This window comes from Chryseobacterium wanjuense (assembly GCF_900111495.1).
Taxonomy (GTDB): Bacteria; Bacteroidota; Bacteroidia; order Flavobacteriales; family Weeksellaceae; genus Chryseobacterium; species Chryseobacterium wanjuense.
Genome location: NZ_FOIU01000003.1, coordinates 84,036 through 103,879, shown reverse-complemented (window position 1 = coordinate 103,879; position 19,844 = coordinate 84,036). Strand labels below are relative to the sequence as shown.

Sequence of the window (19,844 nt, the reverse complement as noted above, 5' to 3'; positions counted from 1 at the left end):
TAATTCGTAATTTTGCAGATATAAATTAAGCAATGTTAAAAGTCGGAATTATCGGATGTGGATGGTTGGGATCCCGTATTGCAAAACACTTGCAGCCGGAGTACGAAATCTCTGCTACGACAAGAACCCAGGAAAAAGCTGAACAGCTTCAGGAAGTTGGTATTCAGCCTTTTTTGGTGGATTTTCCCGATAGTAAAAAGATAAGTGAATATTTTCAACCCACTTTATTAAGCCAAAATCCGGAGGTAATCATCATCACGGTGCCCTTTTCAAAGAAAATGACGACAGAATCACTGCACAACCGTTTTGAAAATATAAGCTTGTATATTGAAGGTTTTAAAGGTCAGCTATTTTTAATGAGTTCAGTAGGGATTTATCCTCAAGAGCCGATAGAGATTTCGGAAAACACTTTACCAGACGAACAACTGAATCCAAGTATGTTGAATGTCGAAAAATTAGTGAAAGAAAAATTTTCTCAGGTTAATATTTTGAGATTAGGCGGTTTGATGGGAGATAACCGGGTATTTAGTAATTATAACATTTTATCACCTGAACAGATCGTTAATCATGTGCATTATCACGACATTTGTCGGATCATAGAAACGATGATGAAACAAAATATTTCTTCAAAAACTTACAATGTTGTCGCGCCGTGGCATCCGATGAAACAGGAAGTTATTAATTATCAGAAAGGATTATCTGTTCCGATCGATTTTCTTCCGGAAGGCAGAAAAATTATCTCAAAATCGTTAGAGAAAGATCTTGGTTTCTCCTATGTTTACCCTGATCCGAAAAAATTTACGGAGGGTGTTTAATTTTTATTGATTTCTAATTTTAAAAGATAAGAGGGAAGCGTGATTAAAAAATGAATTATTTTAATCCGGAAGCTTTAAAATGAAAATAGCGCAGACTTTTTCAGTCTGCGCTATTTTGCTTAGTACCCATAACCGAAGAAATATCAAAACATTTGGTGGAAGATTTGGAAAGAATTTTAGAAATTAATAATCCTCTCATGTGACGTTTACGCACGTCTACACAAACACTTTTATCGATAATTTAATTCGTTTAAGCCAAATTAAATAAGAACTGGCTATTCAAAACCTAGCATTAAGTTTCTTGTAGTTGCAAAGTTTTTTTACCAATTGGTGTTTAATATATGTAATCCTTTATAAATTGGGGATTAAGGACGACGGAGGAAGCTGTTCAAGATAAACTGTTTTAAAATGATGCTATTTTCCTGTCTGTAAGTTATATATAAGTATTCCCTTAATCATATATGTAAGCAATGGTGAAGGAATGCATTATGTATATCTGAATTAGTAAGCTCTTTGTATAAGCAAAGAGCTTACATCAAATAACTGCTCTATGAAAAAGCCATATTTTATTATAGTCGAAAATATTTGTAAGTTTTTTATAGCTAGAATAAGAATTTGAATCCAAACGATAATGGAGCAATGGCAGTGCCCGATGGACCAAATATGGCGGCATTGTATTGAGGTGTAACTGTAGCAACATGCGCCAATGCAAAATCTGTGGTTTTAATATCCTTTGTTGTACCGGGATAATTTTTAATTGTGGTGAAGGATAGATTTGCCAGGTTGTAGGAAAATTCTACGGTGAAGTGTTTTGTCATTACATAATCCAGACCTCCGGACAGAGCCAGCCCGAATTGGCTGATCTTGATATCACTGTCAGCTACAGATTCTCCATTAACGGTAACTTTTGTCTTTCCAGTAATCATGGGAACTGCTAGCTGCCCAAAAAAGAATAAGCCTCCATGAATATTCCAGTATTTCCTTGCTAGTGGCTCTATAACAAGCAGGTTGGTTTTCAGGGTTACATCAGATCCGAGCTGATTTTCTGATTTAACTCCGATATTTCCTACAGCGACTCCAAGAGCTGTGGATGGAGCGATGAAATATCCAACAACAGGTAAAATTGTTGTACTGGATGATTTTCCGTTTTCAGTCCCATCTTTTGTACTTTGATATCCCATCTGGGCAGTTGCAAACCAAGTACCTTTTAATCCTGGGTTTTTTTCCTGTGCACTGAATGATCCTGCAATAGCAAGTGCACTCATCAATACGATTTTTTTCATGATATAAACATTTAGAGATACTCAAATTTCCAAATGTTTTAGAAATCATCAATCATGATTATTGGTGATAATTGTCATTATGATATTTATCATTAATTCAATAAAATATTAAAATATTAGTGATAATTTTATAAAAACAAAAAAATATAGTTATTTAATTAAAATAAATAGGATTTTATTTTGATATTATGTATTGTCTGGTGCAGGTGTACTAGACGAGATGAAAAATTGCTTTTTTGAAACATTAAATATCTGAAAGAATGAAAGTAGAACAAATTTATACAAGTTGTCTGGCTCATGGGGCCTATTATATCACTTCGAAAGGAGAGGCTGCTATTATTGATCCGTTGCGTGAAACAGTTTCCTATCTGGAAAGATTGAAAAATGACGGAGTAAAACTCAAATATATTTTTGAAACGCATTTTCATGCTGATTTTGTAAGCGGACATCTGGATCTGGCTAATGAAACTTCAGCATCTATCGTGTACGGGCCAACTGCTAGACCCGATTTTGCAGCCCACGTGGCAGAAGATAATGAGATTTTTAAATTAGGGGATGTCACCATAAAAGTGATTCATACGCCCGGACATACTATGGAAAGCTCCTGTTTTCTGCTCATTGATGAAGAAGGTAAGGAAACCGCTTTATTCAGTGGTGATACCCTGTTTCTGGGAGATGTTGGAAGACCCGATTTGGCTCAGAAAGCAGCCCATATGACTAAGGAAGAATTGGCTGGAGTTCTCTATAAAAGTATATATCATAAAATTTTACCACTTGCAGATGAGATTATTGTTTATCCCGGTCATGGAGAGGGCTCGCTATGTGGGAAAAAAATGATGAAAGAAACTTCGGATACTTTGGGTAACCAGAAAAAGGTAAATTACGCCCTCAATCAGCTAAACGAGGAATCATTTATTTCGGCAGTACTTGATGGTCTTTCTCCTCCGCCAGGCTATTTTGAAATGAATGCGGTTATGAATCGAGCGGGGTATGAAAGTTTTGAGAATGTTTTTAGCCGTGGAATGTCACCCCTTTCGGCAGAGGAATTTGAAGCTAAAGCGAATAATGAAAATGTAATCATTCTGGATACAAGGGATGGAGGCGAATTCTCTAAAGGTTTTATAGAGAACTCGATAAATATTGGACTGAAAGGAAGCTTTGCGCCCTGGGTGGGAGCAATGATACAAAATGTAAAACAACCGATTCTACTGGTTGCTGATACCGAAAAACACGAAGAAGCCATCACCCGCCTGAGTAGAATAGGGTTTGATAACGTAATAGGATATCTGGAAGGCGGATTTGAAACCTGGAAAAAAGCAGGGAAAAAGATATGTCGCATTCATCGTATCTCTGCAGAGGAATTTGTTACTAAAATGAATGATGGTGTCCTGGCCATTGATGTGAGAAAAGAAAGTGAATACTCAGAATATTCTTTTAAAGGAACATATAATAAGCCTTTAGCGGATATAAACCAATGGATCGGGGAAATCAATAATCAAAACCATTTTTATTTATATTGTCAGGGAGGTTATAGAAGTATGATAGCAGCAAGCCTGTTATATAGAAGAGGGTACACGAACTTTACGGAGGTAGAAGGCGGGTATGCAGCCATTAATCAGATTATGTCTAAGTAATAGGCTGCGTATTATAGCTGTTTACAGAATATACTTTAATATGAGTTAAAAAATTAAGATTAATATGGCGGAAGCTGGAAGAGGGAGGCTTGAAGTTACTATTAGAGTGATAGTTTCTTACAATTGAATTAGTCAGAGTTACGAAAATTAATCAAAACCAAAATATAATTATTTTTTGTGATCTCAATAATTTCCTTCTTCAGGCTTCCTTACCTTATTAAAAACAGAAATGTCTTATCACGAACTCAGGTTTACATACAATTTATCAAGCCGGAAAAAGTTTTTTCCACCTTGTATCCGTTTCCGTCTGATTCTTTATCAGGCAAGCAACATTTATTAAAAATTGTAATCTTTTCCTATCTCTGTCATTGTGTTTTTCATAGTTTACGTCTAAATTATATATTCAGGAAGTTTTTTCTCCAGGCATTTTATAAAAAAAGAAGGTGAAAATGAAGTGTGTTTTTTAAAAACCGCGGAAAATTTATTTGGGGAGGAAAAACCTGCTTCTTCAGCCAAAGTTGCTATTTTATAATTTCTATGATGTGAACATTTCCGAAGTTTATCTATGATGTAGTTTATTCTCAGTTCATTAATGTAGTTGTTAAAATCTTTGTTCTTGTGTTTCTTTATCAAATGAGAAAGATATTTGCTGTTTACTCCACAGTATACGGCTAAATAAGCTATAGAAAAGTTATTTTTAAGATAAAGGGTGGATCTTTCAAATTCTTCCAGCTTAGCACTCAGCTTTTGTTCTGTAATATTGGTCATCATATCAGAATTGTCTTAAAATTTGTACTTATGGTGGTGTTCATGTCGAATTTCAAAATCGAAATTTCGGTTGTTTCTGGGACGTATTGCTTTAAATACAGCAATAATTTACCGACAATTTCTATATCATTTTTTGACTGTGGATGGGGTAGCCTGTCTTCAATATTTTCCACTAAAGCCTTTACTCTCAAAACATTTTTTACAGCATGTTCTGCCTGCCGTTTTTTTACTCCGATTACTACTGAATTCAGCAAAGGCTCCCATGTCATGGTATCCTGAACATCTTTTTGTAATTCTACATGTGTTTTCATTTTGTTATAAGTTTTTTCAAAGGTGAGCAAACCCTGTTGAAGATAAGATGATATACGTCACGATGAAATGTGATGTTAGTCAGATTAAATGTTTGACTGTCTGTTCTTTATTATTGAAATTTGAACAAATAGGAGCTTCATTTTTTTATTGATTAAATTCAGGACAGCATCTGCAGATATCAGAGCAAGTCATGGGAAGATTACATCAATAGGTGGTCATCAATACCACGCCAAATAAAGTGTACCAATAAACTTCAAATATAAATCGTGACATCGGTTTTGAAAACAGGTGTATTGTGGAAAAACCTCTGCTTACAAAATGAACTAAGAAACATCCCGGTGATGAAAAGTACTGGAGGATAAAATCTAACCTTACACCGGGATGAGGAACATTAATTAAAAAAATGTAATCTTATCCTACTTATGTGATTAATTGCTGATGTCTGTGAATTCCATTAAGCAATCTCCACAGTTTTTACTTTCTTATAGACCAAGGTAAATGAAAGTATTAACAACCAGATATGCTTGCATATTATTCATGGCCGTATTAGCTCCTCCGGTAGATACTGTTGTCGTTCCACTTACAGTATGCGTATGAGAACCGGTATTTGCCGTAGTTCCGGAGAGAGTATGGGTGTGGTTTCCGGCATTTGCTGTTGCGCCCCCAAGACCTACACCTCCCCACGAACTTTGCAGACCGTTTCCCTGATAATTTCCTGTGCCATTATTACCTATGGTAGTCCCTCCTAATAAGAACCCGGTTCCAGCTATCGGCCCATGTGCATGGATTCCCGCCAATGATGTTGTGGCACTAAAAGCATGAGAATGATCACCATTTGCTTGAGCCGTACCCGATATGGAGCCAGATAAATTAATATTAGGCAGATTGGTTTGGGCAATATTCAGCGTATTGCTGCCGCCTGTCGTGCCAAGAGTTTCTAAGGAAGTTTTCGTTTTGAGAACCCTGTTTGTGGCATCGGGAATATTGACGGTAAACCCCAAATTATTTGCTGCTAGTTGAGCATTCGCGGGAAGGCTGGAGACTGTTCGCCCGTCCAGAAGATACCATCCGTCGTGGTCTGCTGCTTTTACAGAATGCTTGATGTCTCCTGGTGTATAAGAAGCTGTATTATTTTTTAACCCGTTCCATATACTGCCGTCAAAATAATAATAACCAATGGTCGTAATATTTGTTCTCTGATCTAAAGTATCTCCTCCTGAGACATCTGTAATGTAAACCAATGCTCCTTTCTGGTCAGCACCATACAACGTATTTCCCTTGGCTGTAAGTTCCGCACGGGTCAGTCGTGGTGCCTGCAGACCCGTTTTATCCATAGTGAGGACATTTCCGGAAGCATCCGTTTTACCGTTTACGTCTAATGTTGTTTTGGGATCTGGGGTATTGATTCCTATTCTTCCGTCTTGCGCATAAAAATTTGTTGATATTAAAAGCATTGCTGCAATATTCAAGGTAAATTTATTTTTCATTTGTAAGGTATTTTATAATCTGAGGGTTGTGAAGTAATATTTGTTCGACTGACAATTTTTTCATTAACAAAGAATTGATTAATCAAGGGAAAACTCATTACTATTTTTCTTCTGGAATAGACTGTTTTGAAAAATGTAAGTATTTTGTTTACAGGTGTTTAATTGTGTTGGGGGCATTTTGTTTATCATGTATTATAGTTTATAAATAATTCAGTCAGTTTTCTCAAGCCCCAGGATCTATAGCAGAAGAAATAACTTCTGCTATTCCTGGTGTCATCAATGCATTTTAAAGAATCGTGTTTTTTTCAAGTTAAATATTTTTACTTCTACAAGCTGGTTTGAAAGGACATATACACCTGTCCTGCTTTTATTTTAATTCTATAAGAAGGCTTTTACTGAGTTCTTTTTCACTGCTGTATAATTGACCGCATATTTTTCCTTTGATTAAGTATTGTCCTTTCTTTAAAGTAATGAAATTCTCTGCTTGCCCTTTCACTGCTAGGTTATATACTATCTTATCATCTGTTTTCGGCTGTATTCGTAAGATGATGTTACATTTTGTTCTGTTTTGTATCAGAAAGGTTGCTGATTCTCCTTCTAGATCGGTGGCAAATAATGCGTTTAGTAACTGGACGGTCTTTTCTTTATGCTGATTGGAAGTCTCCGAAATCAGAAGGTCAAACTCTTCTTTTTCTTCATCCACATAAAATTCTGCATTATTTACAATCGGCCGGGCCGCCATTGACGGACCAATTCCCGGTTTTGTCCATGATGAATTTTTAAGATCTATAAGTTTTTTTTTCAAAATATTCCTCCTCGGATCATCAGGATGTGCTGCTTTTAGAAAAGTCTCTATTTCAATGATATTATTGCTTTTTAATATGTTTTTAAGACTCTTTTGACCATAAAGAAAGCTGAAAAATACTAACAGTATAATCTGGATAATTGATTTCATTGATATGTGTTTTTTATTGTTAATTAAGATAATTCCCGGATGTTGAAACACCTGGTCCGTTCTTCATTCTTCATCGCTTATTCCAATGATTTAATAATATCATCATTGTAATCATGTATTTAGTGTATGTTTAGGAAGGATATTCCTCAAATGACGTGTGCTTTGAAGAGTAAGACGATATAGTTTTGCGCAACTGCGAATTGTTATTTTGAGATAAAGAAACCTAAAAAATAAAAGTCTGAATAAACAGAACGAATCTTACGTATTGGAATTTTGGGATTTCTCATGATGTATTGAATATTATTAGTTTTTTAATTTTAGTTTTTTTGGTTATTAAAATGGTCAGGGTAAAATTACACCGAACTTTAGTATGAAAAAAGCAGTAGTGTTACCGTTTTAAGGAAAATGGTAACACTATCGTTTTTAAGCGTGAAAATTCTTTCCTATTCTTGTCTACAGATTAAGCTTGAAACTTGAACATAAATCATTAATCTGACTAGCAAAAAATAATCTTATTTCAGTTGTTAGTGTAAGTAAACTGGAAATCAGTAAAAATAAAACAATATTGATGATGTTTGAATGTGCTGAATATGGGAAAAAAGAATGAACGGAAGCAACTGAATGCATTATAACTAAATGAATTGCAAATCAGGGAGAATGATGTAGATAGCTGTTAAATAATGAAACCTCGAGCAGATTAGATCCAAAAAAGTTATAAGAGTAACTCTCGTCCAATGGTTAGTTGTATCCCGGTAGTAATATTTGAAGGTTAAACCTACCGGGATTTTTTACTAATTGAACAAATTGTAATATATATAGTTTTTGACTCAGAAAAATCTCAGTTTTATTTAATTGTTAAGTTTCAAATTGATATTAACAGAACAATTTGAAACTATTAGAGTTTTCATGGTTTCTTTTGATTGCAGAGCGCAGGTTTTCCCCCTGCCTCTGCAATCTTTTCAATAATTTTGAAATCACGTCTATGTTTGACTTTATTGGTCACATTATCATCATACAATAATCAAAAATAAACACAATCGGAGTACTAATTCTGCTTAGACTGATAATGTTCCAAAACAATGAGGGAGCAGGTAAGGGGTAGATTATGAATAAGCTTTAGAAAGTTACATTGTTCTGTTACCAGAAGAAAGTGATCTTTACAAGATTCCTATTATAATTAAGAAATCAATATCGATTGTAAATGAAGTTTTTTAAAGGTATCATTTTCTTGAAAATGGTATAACTAGTGTTTTTCTATATTCATGCTTTCATATATCTTTACTTTGTTAAAATAACATATGAAAGAAAAATTTGTTACCTTAAGCTTTATTATTGCTCCTTTATTTATATTTTCTCAGGTTGGTATAAATACACCTAACCCTCAGAATATCTTCCATGTAGACGGAGCCAATGACAATCCTTCAACGGGAGTTCCAGGCTCTTTGCAACAGGCTAACGATGTCATCATTACCTCTGCTGGAAGTGTAGGAATAGGGACTACTGTACCTGCTCAAAAACTTGACATTAACAATGGCAATGTAAATGGTGCTATTAAAATAACAGACGGAACCCAAGGTGCTAATAAGGTCCTTATGAGTGATGCTAATGGAGTAGGAACGTGGAATGCGTTAGCAGGTTCTTGGTTAGGCTTGCTGAGGGCAGGAGCAGCCACTACAGTACCCAGTAAAATAGATTTTACAGCAGGAACTGTTGTCGGGCAGGGAGGAGCCGTGGATATAACAGCTGATACCGTAAGTGTACCTGTTTCCGGACTTTACGAAATTACTATAAGTGGCTGGTCACAAGGCACTACCAGTCCTTATTTAACAACTTGGTCAATACGTAAGAATGGAACCGAGATAGCTTCTCCTCATTATGGTTCACCTATAGCTTCAATGGGAACGGATGTCTCTACTACTAATTTCTTCACTCTGAATTCCGGTGATGTTATATCGTTGTTTCTGAGCGATACTTTTAACCCTGCTGCCGCTGCCGGCATTGCCCAAAAAGTATCAATGGCTGTAAAGTTAATCCGCTAAAAAAATAAAACTTTTTCTATGTCAATAACTGCTGTAGATGCAACGCATTTGCATTGCTATCTATTTTAGGTATTCTTTGGACATCACACTTTTCTTATTTGTAAAAATTTTATAAGGCTCAGATATTAAATTGTATTTATCTGATGTGATTTGATGTCTTCCTCAATTATAAAAAAATACAATTGCTGTTCTTTGATATTCAGCGTACGTTAATTGGAAAAGATAATCGTTCTAATATTTTTTTGAAGAATGATCCTCATGATCCCAAAATGTATTCTTAAAAGCACGGCTTGAAATCCTTTCTGTATAGTTCTCATTATAACATATAAAACTAAATACAAAACTATGTCTAAACTTTTTTTCATGTTGGCAGCATCTTGCTTATTTAGCCCTGTAAACGGCCAGATTGGCATTAATACTTCAAATCCTCAGGGTACTTTCCACATTGATGGAGCTAAAGATAATGCCGCAACCGGAGTTCCTACTTTGGTACAGCAGGCTAATGATGTGGTCATTACTCCGCAAGGAAAATTAGGGGTAGGAACAGTTGTTCCTGCGGAAAACCTGGAAGTAAACAGCGGTATAAACAATTCTTCCGGTGTCAGGCTTACTAAGCTGCCTTCTGCAGCGATACTGGCTACGGATGCAAACGGGACTATAATTTCGGGGAATACAGAATCTGCAGGAGTTTCTGTAACTAAGCAGAAAATGGTTAGTGCAAGTCCCTCGTTTGTCCTTAATAGTGGTTCAGGAGCATATTCTTTTCGCTATACCGGAACAGCAACTGTTGGAGGGGAATGGCAGATCAAAGTGAATAATGGAGTAACAAGAGCTTTTAATATCTGGGATGTTGAATATTGGGGGCAAAATGGGGTTGGTACATCTGCAACTGTATACCAGAAAAGAACTGTAAAGAGTATAACTCCGAATATGTGGACTAATCTGGACGACAATTATGCTGGCGGTGCCGATGAATATAATGTGTATCATGTATATGACCTTGAAACGGGAGCTATATTGCGATTTACATGCACACTTTCCGATGTATCCGGAATAAAGGAATCCATGATTCTTGAAGAGTTTTAAGTTGAAAGATGTAAAACCATCTATAAAAAAACTAACTAAATTGATAAAAATGAAAAAATTCTTTAAAAAAATGCTTGTATCTGTACTTACACTGCCGGGCACATTCATTTTGGCACAGATCGGAATCAACAGTGCAGATCCTAAAGCTACTCTGGATATCGTCGCAAAAACCACGGACGGCAGCAGACCCGAAGGCATTATCGCTCCCCGCCTTACAGGTAATCAGATTAAGTTGGCAGATACACAGTACACCGGTACACTTGCCGGTGCGATTGTTTATGCATCCTCTGCAGTAAGTATTTCGTCCCCTAAAACTGTTAATATTACAGTACCGGGTTATTATTATTTTGATGGGAATGTCTGGCAGAGATTTTCAGTGACCGAACATACAGGCTCAGTTTCCATTCCTCTGAACGGGATTTCCTTCCAGAGAGCCGCCCTTAGCGGAGATGTCACGGCGGCAGCCAACAGTAACACAACCGCAGTTACCGCCCTGCAGGGAAAACCTCTTTCTGCTGCAGCTCCCATAGCAAATGATTTGCTTGCCTTCAATGGTACGGTATGGGCTCCTCTGCCGACTTCCAGTTTAGGCATACCTAAACAGGTAATAAGTGTTTCTGTACCAGGAAATCAAAATATAGCAGGGAGTATAAATGCTCTGACAATAGTTCAGTTTACCGTTGAAAATTATGACCCACATAATACCTGGACGAATAATGTTTTCACAGTACCTGCCAATATGGGAGGAACCTACACTTTTAATTTTCAGATAGCCAATACTCATACCGCCAGCACTACCTCAACTTCAGCTTTCTGGACAATGATGCATGTCGAAAAAAGTACAGATGGTGGAATTGGTTGGACAAAAGTGATCACAGATATCAGTGTGGCACAATTTAATGATGTTGATAATGGGAACCGTTTATTCTGGACCGGGAATCTAAATGCAGGGGATAAACTCAGGATAAGAGCTCAATATAACGGTGATACAAGTGATATTATCTCTTTAGGTAATTTGGCCATTACAAAATTATAGTAATAAAGCATTTAGTCATTAGGAATACGTATGCTCTTTGGAGCAAAAATTATTTACAAAACAGACTTTAGATATTTTAAAATTTAAAGTCTGTTTAAATTGATTAAAAATAATTTATTAGCTTCAAAATATCACTTCACCGGTTTGTTGATTACTATGTTTGGAAACAAAAAACCGGCGAAATTGAGCTGATTATAAATTAAGGATTTACTTTTTATAATTGTTTTTACTTGCTTTAAAATACTAGAACAAATTTTGATCAATAATATCCCCGCTGCTATATCTAAATTCTAATTCTGCAATTTACTTATCCATGCACTTTATAAAAATAGAAGGTGAATATGAAGTATGCTTTTTAAAAATCATAGAAAATTTATTGGGTGATGAAAAACCTGCCTCCGAAGCCAGGGTAGACATTTTATAATTTTTATAATGTGGGCATGTACGAAGTTTTTCTAGAATATACTGCACTCTGAGTTCATTGATGTAATTATTAAAATCCTTGCCCTTATAGGTTTTAATCAAATAAGAAATATATTTGCTGTTTGTTTCACAATACATAGTAAGATAAGAAAGAGAAAAGTTAGTTCTAAGATAAAGGCCGGATTTTTCAAATTCGTCAAGCTTAGCAACCAGCTTTTGTTTTGTAATATTGGTCATCATAGCTTATACATTTTCTTGATATAATACATTCTCTGCTACACCAAAACCGAACTGAGCTATATTCGGAACTACATCTTTAATGGTATGGCTGCGTTCTACACAGAAAATTCCATTTTTTCCTAACCTCTCCCTTAGCTTCGGACTGGATGTAAAAGTTTCCATCCCTACATTTCCTCCGGCCCATACAGCAGATTTATTTTCTTGTTGCAATAATGATGGTAATCCATTAAAACTGTTGCCAGCAATATGAAATGGTATCTGCAGATCTGTGTTTATGCCAACTTGTGCGTAAATGGGGAAAGTAATAATAAGCATCGGAATAATAGTCGGTTTGCTTTTTTTCATGGTTTAGTTTTAATTTATGATGTAAAGTGTACAGATTGATCAGAGCTATTGTTGTGAGCCCGACTCTAAAGTGCCACGTGCGTTTTATTTGGCAAATATTCTATTTGTTTGATTTAGAATATGTCTCACTTTTTTTATTTGATGATCAGTATAGAAAATGAGAAGAAAAAGTTGTGTTTTATAGCATTCAAATGTCGAACTGATTAAATTTTCTAGATTCTTGATTGCTGAAATAAGTTGTGATTAATTAAGCGAATTCAAATTTCAGAAACTGCAGGCATCGTGCGACTATAGCTTTCAATGATGATCAATTATCAGTTTGATATATTATTTTACTGATGATTAACTGTAAAAAAAAATCCGCCTCGGTTCCGAGGCGGATTACTATTTCTATTTTACATGAATAGGGTACAGATTACTGTGCAAACAGTACTGCCACCACTGTGCTTATCGGTAGATAATACTCAAAAGTACTCTGTTGGGCAGAAGCCGTAGACAGCGTAGTTACACCGAGCTCATAATTACCCGCAGGCACATACTTAAAAGGAAAAGAGGCAAACCTGTATCCGTAATTCCCATAAGGCCATCCCGGATTGACGTTGGCAGCCCCGATCTGAATGGTGGCCAGGGTTGTTGTATTCCGCAGATACAAGCCTCCTACATATCCGTTAGGATCCCTCGCTGTACTGGCATCTACAATATGTGGATTAATGCTTAGGCTATAATATCCCGAGACAGGAAAGTCTAATCTTAACGTCGGAAAATAGGTAATGACTCCCTGGGTGCTGGATGTTGTTACCGTAGAAGTCGTTGTAGCGGTTACAACAGCTTTTATAGCCGTAGCTGCCGGAGACCAGCTGCCAACTCCGTTAGAATCGGAAGTAAGCACTTTCCCTGCGCCCTGGGATCCGTCAACAATTTTAATGGCTCCCGAAAGCACCGGGCTGGTCACTTCCAGTTTCACAGAAGGCGATACCGTCCCGATGCCTACATTTCCTGAAGGTGTAACTGCAACATCATTAGCCTGTTGTGCCAGAGTCGGAACTCCCGTTGCGGCATTATCTTTGGCCCCATCGATGTGGAAAGTACCCTGAGGATTTGAAGTCTGGATACCTATTTGAGCTTCATATCTGCCGAATCCCAACAGGTAAAGTGACGAAATAAATAGCATTCTTTTTTTCATAATAGTCATATTTTTAAGTTATATAAGAGAGATAATCGTTAGAATATGCGGTAGCTTAGTTTTATAATACAGATGAGCGCATATATTTCATAATTGATGTTATTACCAGCTAAAAGGATTCTTTTGTGATCTTTATATATCTGAATAAGAGGTGGCAATTATTATTTGTCTCAGTCTGTTGGTACAAATACCGGCTTATTGTGCCGACAGTATTCCCACCACACTATTTACCGGAGGCGTATACTGAAAAGTAGTTTGCTGAGCAGACGCCGTAGACAGGGTTATCACACCGACCTCATAATTTCCGGCAGGGATGTACTCCAAAGGATAGGATGAAAAGGCATAGCCATATCCGCCATAAGGCCATCCCGGGTTAATATTAACCACTCCGATTTGGATCGTTGCGAGAGTTGCCGTATTCCGAAGATACAATCCCCCGACATATCCTCCCGTATCTCTTGCTGCACCTGCATTTACAACAAAAGGTTTCAGCGTTAAAGAATAATATCCCGAGACAGGAAAGTTGATTCTTAAAGAGGGAATATAGGTGAAAACTCCCTGCGTGCCGGATGTTGTTGCTGTAGAAGTACTTGTAGCAGTTACAATGGCTTTGGTTGCTGTAGCCGCTGAAGACCAGGTACCTGCGCCATTGGCATCCGAAGTGAGAATTTTCCCCGCTCCCTGTGATCCGTCAACAATTTTGATCGCACCGGAAAGAACCGGACTGGTGACTTCCAGCTTTACGGAAGGAGATACTGTTCCGATTCCTACATTTCCGGAAGGTGTAACTGCAACATCATTAGCCTGCTGTGCCAGGGTAGGAACTCCCGTTGCGGCATTATCTTTGGCTCCGTCGATGTGGAAAGTACCCTGGGGATTGGTTGTATTGATGCCTATTTGAGATTCATATTGACCGAATCCTAGCAGGTAAAGGAAAGAAATGAATAAGGTTTTTTGTTTCATGAGTTTAATTTTAATAAATTTAAATGGAGTTAGATTAGTCTTTTTTTAATGTTGGTGCTAAGGGAATAAAAATGCTTCACAATTATTATCAACCCGAAAAAAAGTGCAACCCATTGATATTGTATTGAATATTCATTTTAGTTGTGCATGATCGGTAGTCGCAATTGTCAGCTTTTCAAATGGCTGTAATTGATAAGTGGAAAATTTATTCCTGTTTTACCTATATTGAATTTACGACACTGTCTATGGTATAAACAATACGCAGTTTTGTACTAAGAATATATGAAAGCTCGGTAAAGCCGGGATAATAAATGATTGGTTGCTTTATCGTTATTATGATCCTAATGAAACAATGCTGAAAGTTCTTTCTCCAACTGTGTAGGAACCTGTACAACCCGTACAGGGGAAGCCTCCGAAATGAACTACAGTGCCTTGTATTAGATATAAAACAATAACTCCACCTCTGTTGTATTCTGCATTTGCTGCATAATTGACAAAATTACTATAGTCAAACCGTTCTGTTCCATACATCACTAGCCATGTGAAGGCATTACCCGTAGTATTTGGCATAACTTTTCCTGAAAGAGATAATTGATAATACCCGCTACTCGGTATTGTATAAGAATTTGTCGCTGTATTCCAGTTGCCATCATTTCTTGTTACGGTAAAGTTCCACTTTGTATAATTCGTACTGCTGTTCTGTACAATGGTACTTGTGCTTCTTCCTGCTGCTACAACATTTGGAACGAATGCGTTGCTTGTTGCCATACCCACCCATTTGTCGCCATTAAAAAAATAATAGCCGGGGTTCAATACCTCGACGCTTTGACCGGATGGTGCCGAATCTTTTGCCGTTACGTATACTATGGCTCCGTTCTGAGAGGTGGTATAGGTTTTTGCCCTCAACTGATCACCGGTTATTCTTGGGGCTATAAGTCCATCCATTTTTAATATATCCGAAGGTTGTCCCGTAACCTCCAGCGTAGCGTTTGGCAAAGGTGTATTTATTCCTACCTGGGAGAATATCAACGATACATACAGGCTTAAGAGTAAAGTACAGAGGTGTTTCATTTTTTAGTTTTTTTAGGGGTTATAAGTATAGTTGAGTACCGAAGAATAATGGTAAATATATATATAATTTTAAGCAGATAATAGAGATTGTTGTACCGTTTTCCTGAAAATGATACGGTTGTTTTTTGAGGTTAATATGCAGATTGTCAATATTTTATAAAGAATGTTAATTAAGGCTGGAAATTATCTTTACATCCTTAAAAATCCCTTGCATTAATTTTCAGTGTAGATACAATTTACTTTACAGAAGATATTTTGAAGTTCCGATTTTTCGATGATGCTAAAGCCTGCTAATAATAATTATACATGGCAGATCGTAATGTTTTTATAGTCTCTTTTTTTCTCATCAGTCATAAAGTAGACTTGTTTTTTGGAGACCCCTGTAATTTTGACGGATGAAAATTGAAACAAATGAAATGTTTTTAATAAAATATGTACTGTTTTCGGGAAAATGATACAACATTTGTTTTTTTGCGTGTAAAATAGAATGTAAATTTATCTCAACAAAGTGATATGATTCTAAAACATGAAGGTAAATACCCTTTAATGATGGAAAAAATTCATTTCAATACAATTAGGCTGGATTCCCTCATATGTTCAGCCTATTGTTTTATCTGCCAGACCTTATAGGTTGCCGGAGTTGGTTTTGCGACAGTAGGATGTATTGAAAAAGTTATTCTACTCCAAAAATAAATCTTAATAAATTGCAGCAATGGGAAAATTTTGAGTTAAGACGGCACTATTATATGCGCTCTATCAGATATTTACTTTTGGACAAGTTGAGGATTAAAATAATATTCTTAAAATTATTGTAAAAAATATCCGGAAGATACTTCCTACCAATAGACTATCACTGCAGAACACAAATTAAATAAATTATTTAGAAAAATGGCTGAAAATAGCAAAGGCAATTCAAAATTTAAGTTTAAAGAAATTCATATAGGGAATATTATCAGAGAAAGATGGGAAGAAAAGAATATAGATATGGTAAGGACATGCAATTTTCTTAAAACAGATGAAGATAAAATATTGGAAATGTTTACACAGCCGGGTATAAACAGTGAAATACTTTTGCGGTGGAGTAAACTTTTAGAATATGATTTTTTCAGGATATATAGCCAGCATTTAATTCTTTATGCCCCATCGGCTTCGGATAATGTAAAAGATACAAAACTGCCCGTTTTCCGTAAAAACATATATACAAAAGAAATCATAGAGTTTATACTTGGAAGAATAGCCAATAAAGAGAAAACTAAATCTGAAATTATTAAAGAATATGGAATTCCCAAAGCGACACTATATAAATGGATCAGCAAATACGATGATACGATTTGAATTTATAAAACAGCATTTCCATTTTCGATAGTCAGACACCTATAAATATTCAAATATTAAAGTAGATGAAGCCCATAATAAAAAGCAAGCCCAATTATAAAAAGATATTCTGCGATATCATTACTCTTAAGCATCCTGATAAGCTGGAATACTGCAGAGAAATTCTGGCGAAGGATGAAATACTGCTTTTTGATGTGATCTTACTGAACAAAATTATTTTTGGTAACGGCGAAAAAGATACCGAATTCTTTAACCAGCAGCATAAATCGTATGATGAGGCAACTATCAATACGATTCTGAATTATCAGAAAAAGCATCATCTGAATAACTCCGAAGTTTCCAGGCATTTTAAGCTAAGCAGAAATACCATTGCCAGATGGAGAAAGCTGTTCCCATAATCATTTTTAGACCGAATTATGATGCAGGCCGGTAATCGCTTGGGTGCCGGGTGGTATTTTTTATGAACTGCTTATAAAAAGCGCTTCTGGAGTTGAATCCGCTTCTGTAGGCAATATCTTCAATAGGAAGATCCGTATTGGAAAGAAGTTCGATAGCATGATTTATCCTGTACGAGTTCACAAAAGTCACAAAAGTATGGTTCCTTTGAGCTAATATTTCGGCTAAAATAGGAGGACTGATGTTGGTAATTCTGGACATTTCAGCAACAGTGAGCTTAGGAGTAAGGTATATTTTTTCAGATTCCATAATTCTTACCAGTTCTTTGTATTTCAGGTCTTCTTCTTCATTGGATATATCGCCGCTGTTTTCTTCCGGATTCTGATCTTTTGACCGTTCTTTACCAGAAAGTATGCTTTTTTTGTAATGATAAAACCTTATTGCAGCAATAATGCAGAAAAGAAAGGCAAGATATATCAGAGTCCGTTTAAAATCATTATTGTACTTTTTAACAGAAAGCAGGTAGGATATAAAAACACATGCTGTAAAACCCAATATGTAGGAGATGGTAGAGAGGATCGACTTCAGTTTTATATTAACAGTAGATTTGTAAAGGAAGATATAAAGTTTTACAATATAAAACAGCCACGACAGCACCATATACATATAAAGGAATCCGTTGTACCGTTTCCTGGTCGGGACATCCTCATAGATCCCACTGATAAAGAATGCAAAAAACATCAAAAACCAGAATATAATGGGAATAATGTGTATTTTCAGATTAATATTAATATTCGCCCTATCGCTGGTTTTTAAAGCGGCATAATACAGAAGCAGCCCATAGGCAGTTCCGAAAGGTGCCCCTATTTCTATAAAAAAAAACTTCTCGGTAGGATAGTAGATATAGTAGGCAATAGAAGTATAAATATTGTGAAGCAGGGCATAGTAGAAAAAGTAAAGAATAATATCAAGCTGCACAGGCCTGCTATCCCTGTTGCTTTTTATGATGAAAAAGATGCAGATGATAATAATTACAATTTGCAGATAAAAAGATAGTTTCATAATCGTGTGGTGCTCTCAACTTTTGATATGTGGTTGAGATCTTTGATAAATTCATTGGGAAGACAGTGCATAAAAAACTTGAACCATTTATTAAAGGTAGTGGCAGAGCTGTATCCACATTCAAATGCGATACTTTCGATGGTCATGTTCATATAAGAGTCATTACTCATCATTTCCACAGCATAGTCTATACGGAATTTAGCCAGGTATTCATTAAAATTCTGCTTCAGGTAATGGTTAAACAAAAAACTCAGATGATGTTTGGGAATTCCTGTACGCTCTGCAAGAAAGGTTATGGAAAAGTTGGGTTTTGTATATTCTCTGCTGCAGGAAAAAAAGTCTTCAACAGTTGCTTTATACTGTTCAAGGAGTTCCGGTGACAGCGATAATGCAGCTGTGCTTTTTTTTGACACTTTCTGTTCGGCAGGAACTGCGTTGGTTTTTTTCCTCAGAACGAAAATATGTGCAATGACAAAAACAATCGTATAAACATCAACAGCACCATTCAGCGCTGCCAGATTAAAGCTTATGATAGAAAAATTGAACAGCTTTAAAAGTTTTCCTACCGATATGAGTGAGACAAAGATCATTAAGTTTCTGACATGGAAAATAATGGCCCGTTCCTCACTGTCCTTTTTACAGATAAACAACTTTGCAAGGTAAAGATAGAAGATGGTATAGATAATATACACACCAGTAAAAACTCCTTCAAACAGTCCCCATACCTCTAAAGTAGGGTCTTTTACCGATAGAACCTTCAAAAAAATCCAGAAAATAAAAAAGGAAAGAAAAGGGAAAAAATGTAGAATATATACTTTTTTTATTATCCTGTATTCAGAAAGAGAAAAAAGTAATATCATACCATACAGCATCGGAACCGGCAGGTTGAGTTGTAAAACAATATTGGCTATATCCAACAGAACAGACAAAATAAATGCTTTTACAAGCCAAGGAAAGGATTTTTCAATTATTCCATATTTTACTATGGGCATTGTGATTTTTCTTAAAGTGATACAATCTTAATAAACTTTACACAAATATAAATCAATTGGATGAAAAAATCTTAATGATTCGTATCATATCATTAATATCATTTTTTCTACATTATAAAACAGGGCGGTTGCTCATATCCCTATATTGTTGGAAGAATTAGATTAAAAGAACAACCTGGACTGAACATACAGTAAAAAAATTATTGGTTTTTTTCATTTTAAAGTTCTAACGGATGCAGCCAGTTTATTGCCTATAATCTGAGCCAAAGTACCTTATCTAATGTTAATCCTGCATTTACTGTTCAGGATGTTCACATGGCTGCAGGTCCGGGAAGCTTTGATTTTATCTACACTTCCAACATAGCATACCTTAATACCGGAGCATATTATATGCTTGTTAGAACTTGGGGGACATGTGC

At 36.0% G+C, this 19,844-nt stretch carries 19 protein-coding genes; 7 read left to right on the top strand and 12 right to left on the bottom strand.

What is annotated here, in order from left to right; translation table 11 throughout:
• Positions 1 to 32 precede the first annotated feature (32 nt).
• Complete coding sequence (locus BMX24_RS16965) at positions 33 to 815, top strand: NAD(P)-binding domain-containing protein (RefSeq protein WP_089794885.1); 783 nt, start codon at positions 33 to 35, stop codon at positions 813 to 815.
• A gap of 602 nt (positions 816 to 1,417) precedes the next feature.
• Here BMX24_RS16965 and BMX24_RS16960 read toward each other — a convergent pair.
• Positions 1,418 to 2,098 (bottom strand): outer membrane beta-barrel protein, encoded by a 681-nt coding sequence (locus tag BMX24_RS16960; protein ID WP_089794884.1) that lies wholly within the window; start codon positions 2,096 to 2,098, stop codon positions 1,418 to 1,420.
• 260 nt (positions 2,099 to 2,358) lie between these two features.
• On the opposite strand from BMX24_RS16960, the gene BMX24_RS16955 reads away from it, so the two are divergent.
• Entirely contained in the window at positions 2,359 to 3,732 is a 1,374-nt protein-coding gene (locus BMX24_RS16955) for an MBL fold metallo-hydrolase (protein WP_089794882.1), read from the top strand.
• Positions 3,733 to 4,122: 390 nt separating this feature from the next.
• On the opposite strand, the gene BMX24_RS16950 is transcribed toward BMX24_RS16955, so the two are convergent.
• From BMX24_RS16950 to BMX24_RS16935, 4 genes are all read right to left on the bottom strand, one after another.
• Positions 4,123 to 4,503 carry a helix-turn-helix domain-containing protein gene (locus BMX24_RS16950; protein ID WP_089794880.1) on the bottom strand — a complete coding sequence of 127 codons (381 nt, stop codon included), beginning with the start codon at positions 4,501 to 4,503 and terminating at the stop codon, positions 4,123 to 4,125.
• A complete protein-coding gene (locus BMX24_RS16945; RefSeq protein WP_089794878.1) occupies positions 4,500 to 4,811 on the bottom strand; it encodes a hypothetical protein in 312 nt (103 codons plus the stop codon). Before BMX24_RS16945 ends, BMX24_RS16950 begins: the two co-directional genes overlap by 4 nt.
• A 483-nt stretch (positions 4,812 to 5,294) precedes the next feature.
• Positions 5,295 to 6,299: a hypothetical protein gene (locus BMX24_RS16940; protein WP_089794876.1), complete on the bottom strand. Its 1,005-nt coding sequence runs from the start codon at positions 6,297 to 6,299 to the stop codon at positions 5,295 to 5,297.
• Positions 6,300 to 6,666: 367 nt separating this feature from the next.
• Positions 6,667 to 7,254, bottom strand: a complete 588-nt coding sequence (locus tag BMX24_RS16935; RefSeq protein ID WP_089794874.1) for a DUF6759 domain-containing protein — start codon at positions 7,252 to 7,254, stop codon at positions 6,667 to 6,669.
• Between the two features lie 1,592 nt (positions 7,255 to 8,846).
• Between BMX24_RS16935 and BMX24_RS21065 the strand changes: the two genes are divergently transcribed.
• The 3 genes from BMX24_RS21065 (at position 8,847) to BMX24_RS16920 (ending at position 11,415) form a co-directional block, all read left to right on the top strand.
• The gene (locus tag BMX24_RS21065; RefSeq protein WP_139176876.1) at positions 8,847 to 9,293 is read left to right on the top strand and encodes a hypothetical protein; all 447 of its coding nucleotides are present in this window, start codon (positions 8,847 to 8,849) and stop codon (positions 9,291 to 9,293) included.
• 345 nt (positions 9,294 to 9,638) lie between these two features.
• The gene (locus BMX24_RS16925) at positions 9,639 to 10,379 is read left to right on the top strand and encodes a hypothetical protein (RefSeq protein ID WP_139176874.1); all 741 of its coding nucleotides are present in this window, start codon (positions 9,639 to 9,641) and stop codon (positions 10,377 to 10,379) included.
• 49 nt (positions 10,380 to 10,428) lie between these two features.
• A complete protein-coding gene (locus BMX24_RS16920) occupies positions 10,429 to 11,415 on the top strand; it encodes a hypothetical protein (RefSeq protein ID WP_139176872.1) in 987 nt (328 codons plus the stop codon).
• A gap of 303 nt (positions 11,416 to 11,718) precedes the next feature.
• Here BMX24_RS16920 and BMX24_RS16915 read toward each other — a convergent pair whose 3' ends face one another.
• From BMX24_RS16915 to BMX24_RS16895, 5 genes are all read right to left on the bottom strand, one after another.
• Positions 11,719 to 12,078, bottom strand: a complete 360-nt coding sequence (locus BMX24_RS16915) for a helix-turn-helix domain-containing protein (RefSeq protein ID WP_089794866.1) — start codon at positions 12,076 to 12,078, stop codon at positions 11,719 to 11,721.
• A gap of 3 nt (positions 12,079 to 12,081) precedes the next feature.
• Positions 12,082 to 12,423, bottom strand: a complete 342-nt coding sequence (locus tag BMX24_RS16910) for a hypothetical protein (RefSeq protein WP_089794864.1) — start codon at positions 12,421 to 12,423, stop codon at positions 12,082 to 12,084.
• A 415-nt stretch (positions 12,424 to 12,838) separates the two neighbouring features.
• Entirely contained in the window at positions 12,839 to 13,606 is a 768-nt protein-coding gene (locus BMX24_RS16905; RefSeq protein ID WP_089794862.1) for a hypothetical protein, read from the bottom strand.
• Positions 13,607 to 13,801: 195 nt separating this feature from the next.
• A complete protein-coding gene (locus BMX24_RS16900) occupies positions 13,802 to 14,569 on the bottom strand; it encodes a hypothetical protein (protein ID WP_089794860.1) in 768 nt (255 codons plus the stop codon).
• 333 nt (positions 14,570 to 14,902) lie between these two features.
• The gene (locus tag BMX24_RS16895) at positions 14,903 to 15,640 is read right to left on the bottom strand and encodes a hypothetical protein (RefSeq protein WP_139176870.1); all 738 of its coding nucleotides are present in this window, start codon (positions 15,638 to 15,640) and stop codon (positions 14,903 to 14,905) included.
• Positions 15,641 to 16,528: 888 nt separating this feature from the next.
• Here BMX24_RS16895 and BMX24_RS16890 point away from each other — a divergent pair.
• Together BMX24_RS16890 and BMX24_RS16885 are read left to right on the top strand one after the other, a co-directional pair.
• Complete coding sequence (locus BMX24_RS16890) at positions 16,529 to 16,975, top strand: transposase (protein ID WP_089794856.1); 447 nt, start codon at positions 16,529 to 16,531, stop codon at positions 16,973 to 16,975.
• Positions 16,976 to 17,040: 65 nt separating this feature from the next.
• The gene (locus BMX24_RS16885) at positions 17,041 to 17,373 is read left to right on the top strand and encodes a helix-turn-helix domain-containing protein (protein ID WP_089794854.1); all 333 of its coding nucleotides are present in this window, start codon (positions 17,041 to 17,043) and stop codon (positions 17,371 to 17,373) included.
• A gap of 16 nt (positions 17,374 to 17,389) precedes the next feature.
• On the opposite strand, the gene BMX24_RS16880 is transcribed toward BMX24_RS16885, so the two are convergent.
• Positions 17,390 to 18,433 carry a helix-turn-helix domain-containing protein gene (locus tag BMX24_RS16880; RefSeq protein WP_089794852.1) on the bottom strand — a complete coding sequence of 348 codons (1,044 nt, stop codon included), beginning with the start codon at positions 18,431 to 18,433 and terminating at the stop codon, positions 17,390 to 17,392.
• The gene (locus BMX24_RS16875; protein WP_089794850.1) at positions 18,430 to 19,425 is read right to left on the bottom strand and encodes an AraC family transcriptional regulator; all 996 of its coding nucleotides are present in this window, start codon (positions 19,423 to 19,425) and stop codon (positions 18,430 to 18,432) included. Before BMX24_RS16875 ends, BMX24_RS16880 begins: the two co-directional genes overlap by 4 nt.
• Positions 19,426 to 19,844 lie beyond the last annotated feature (419 nt).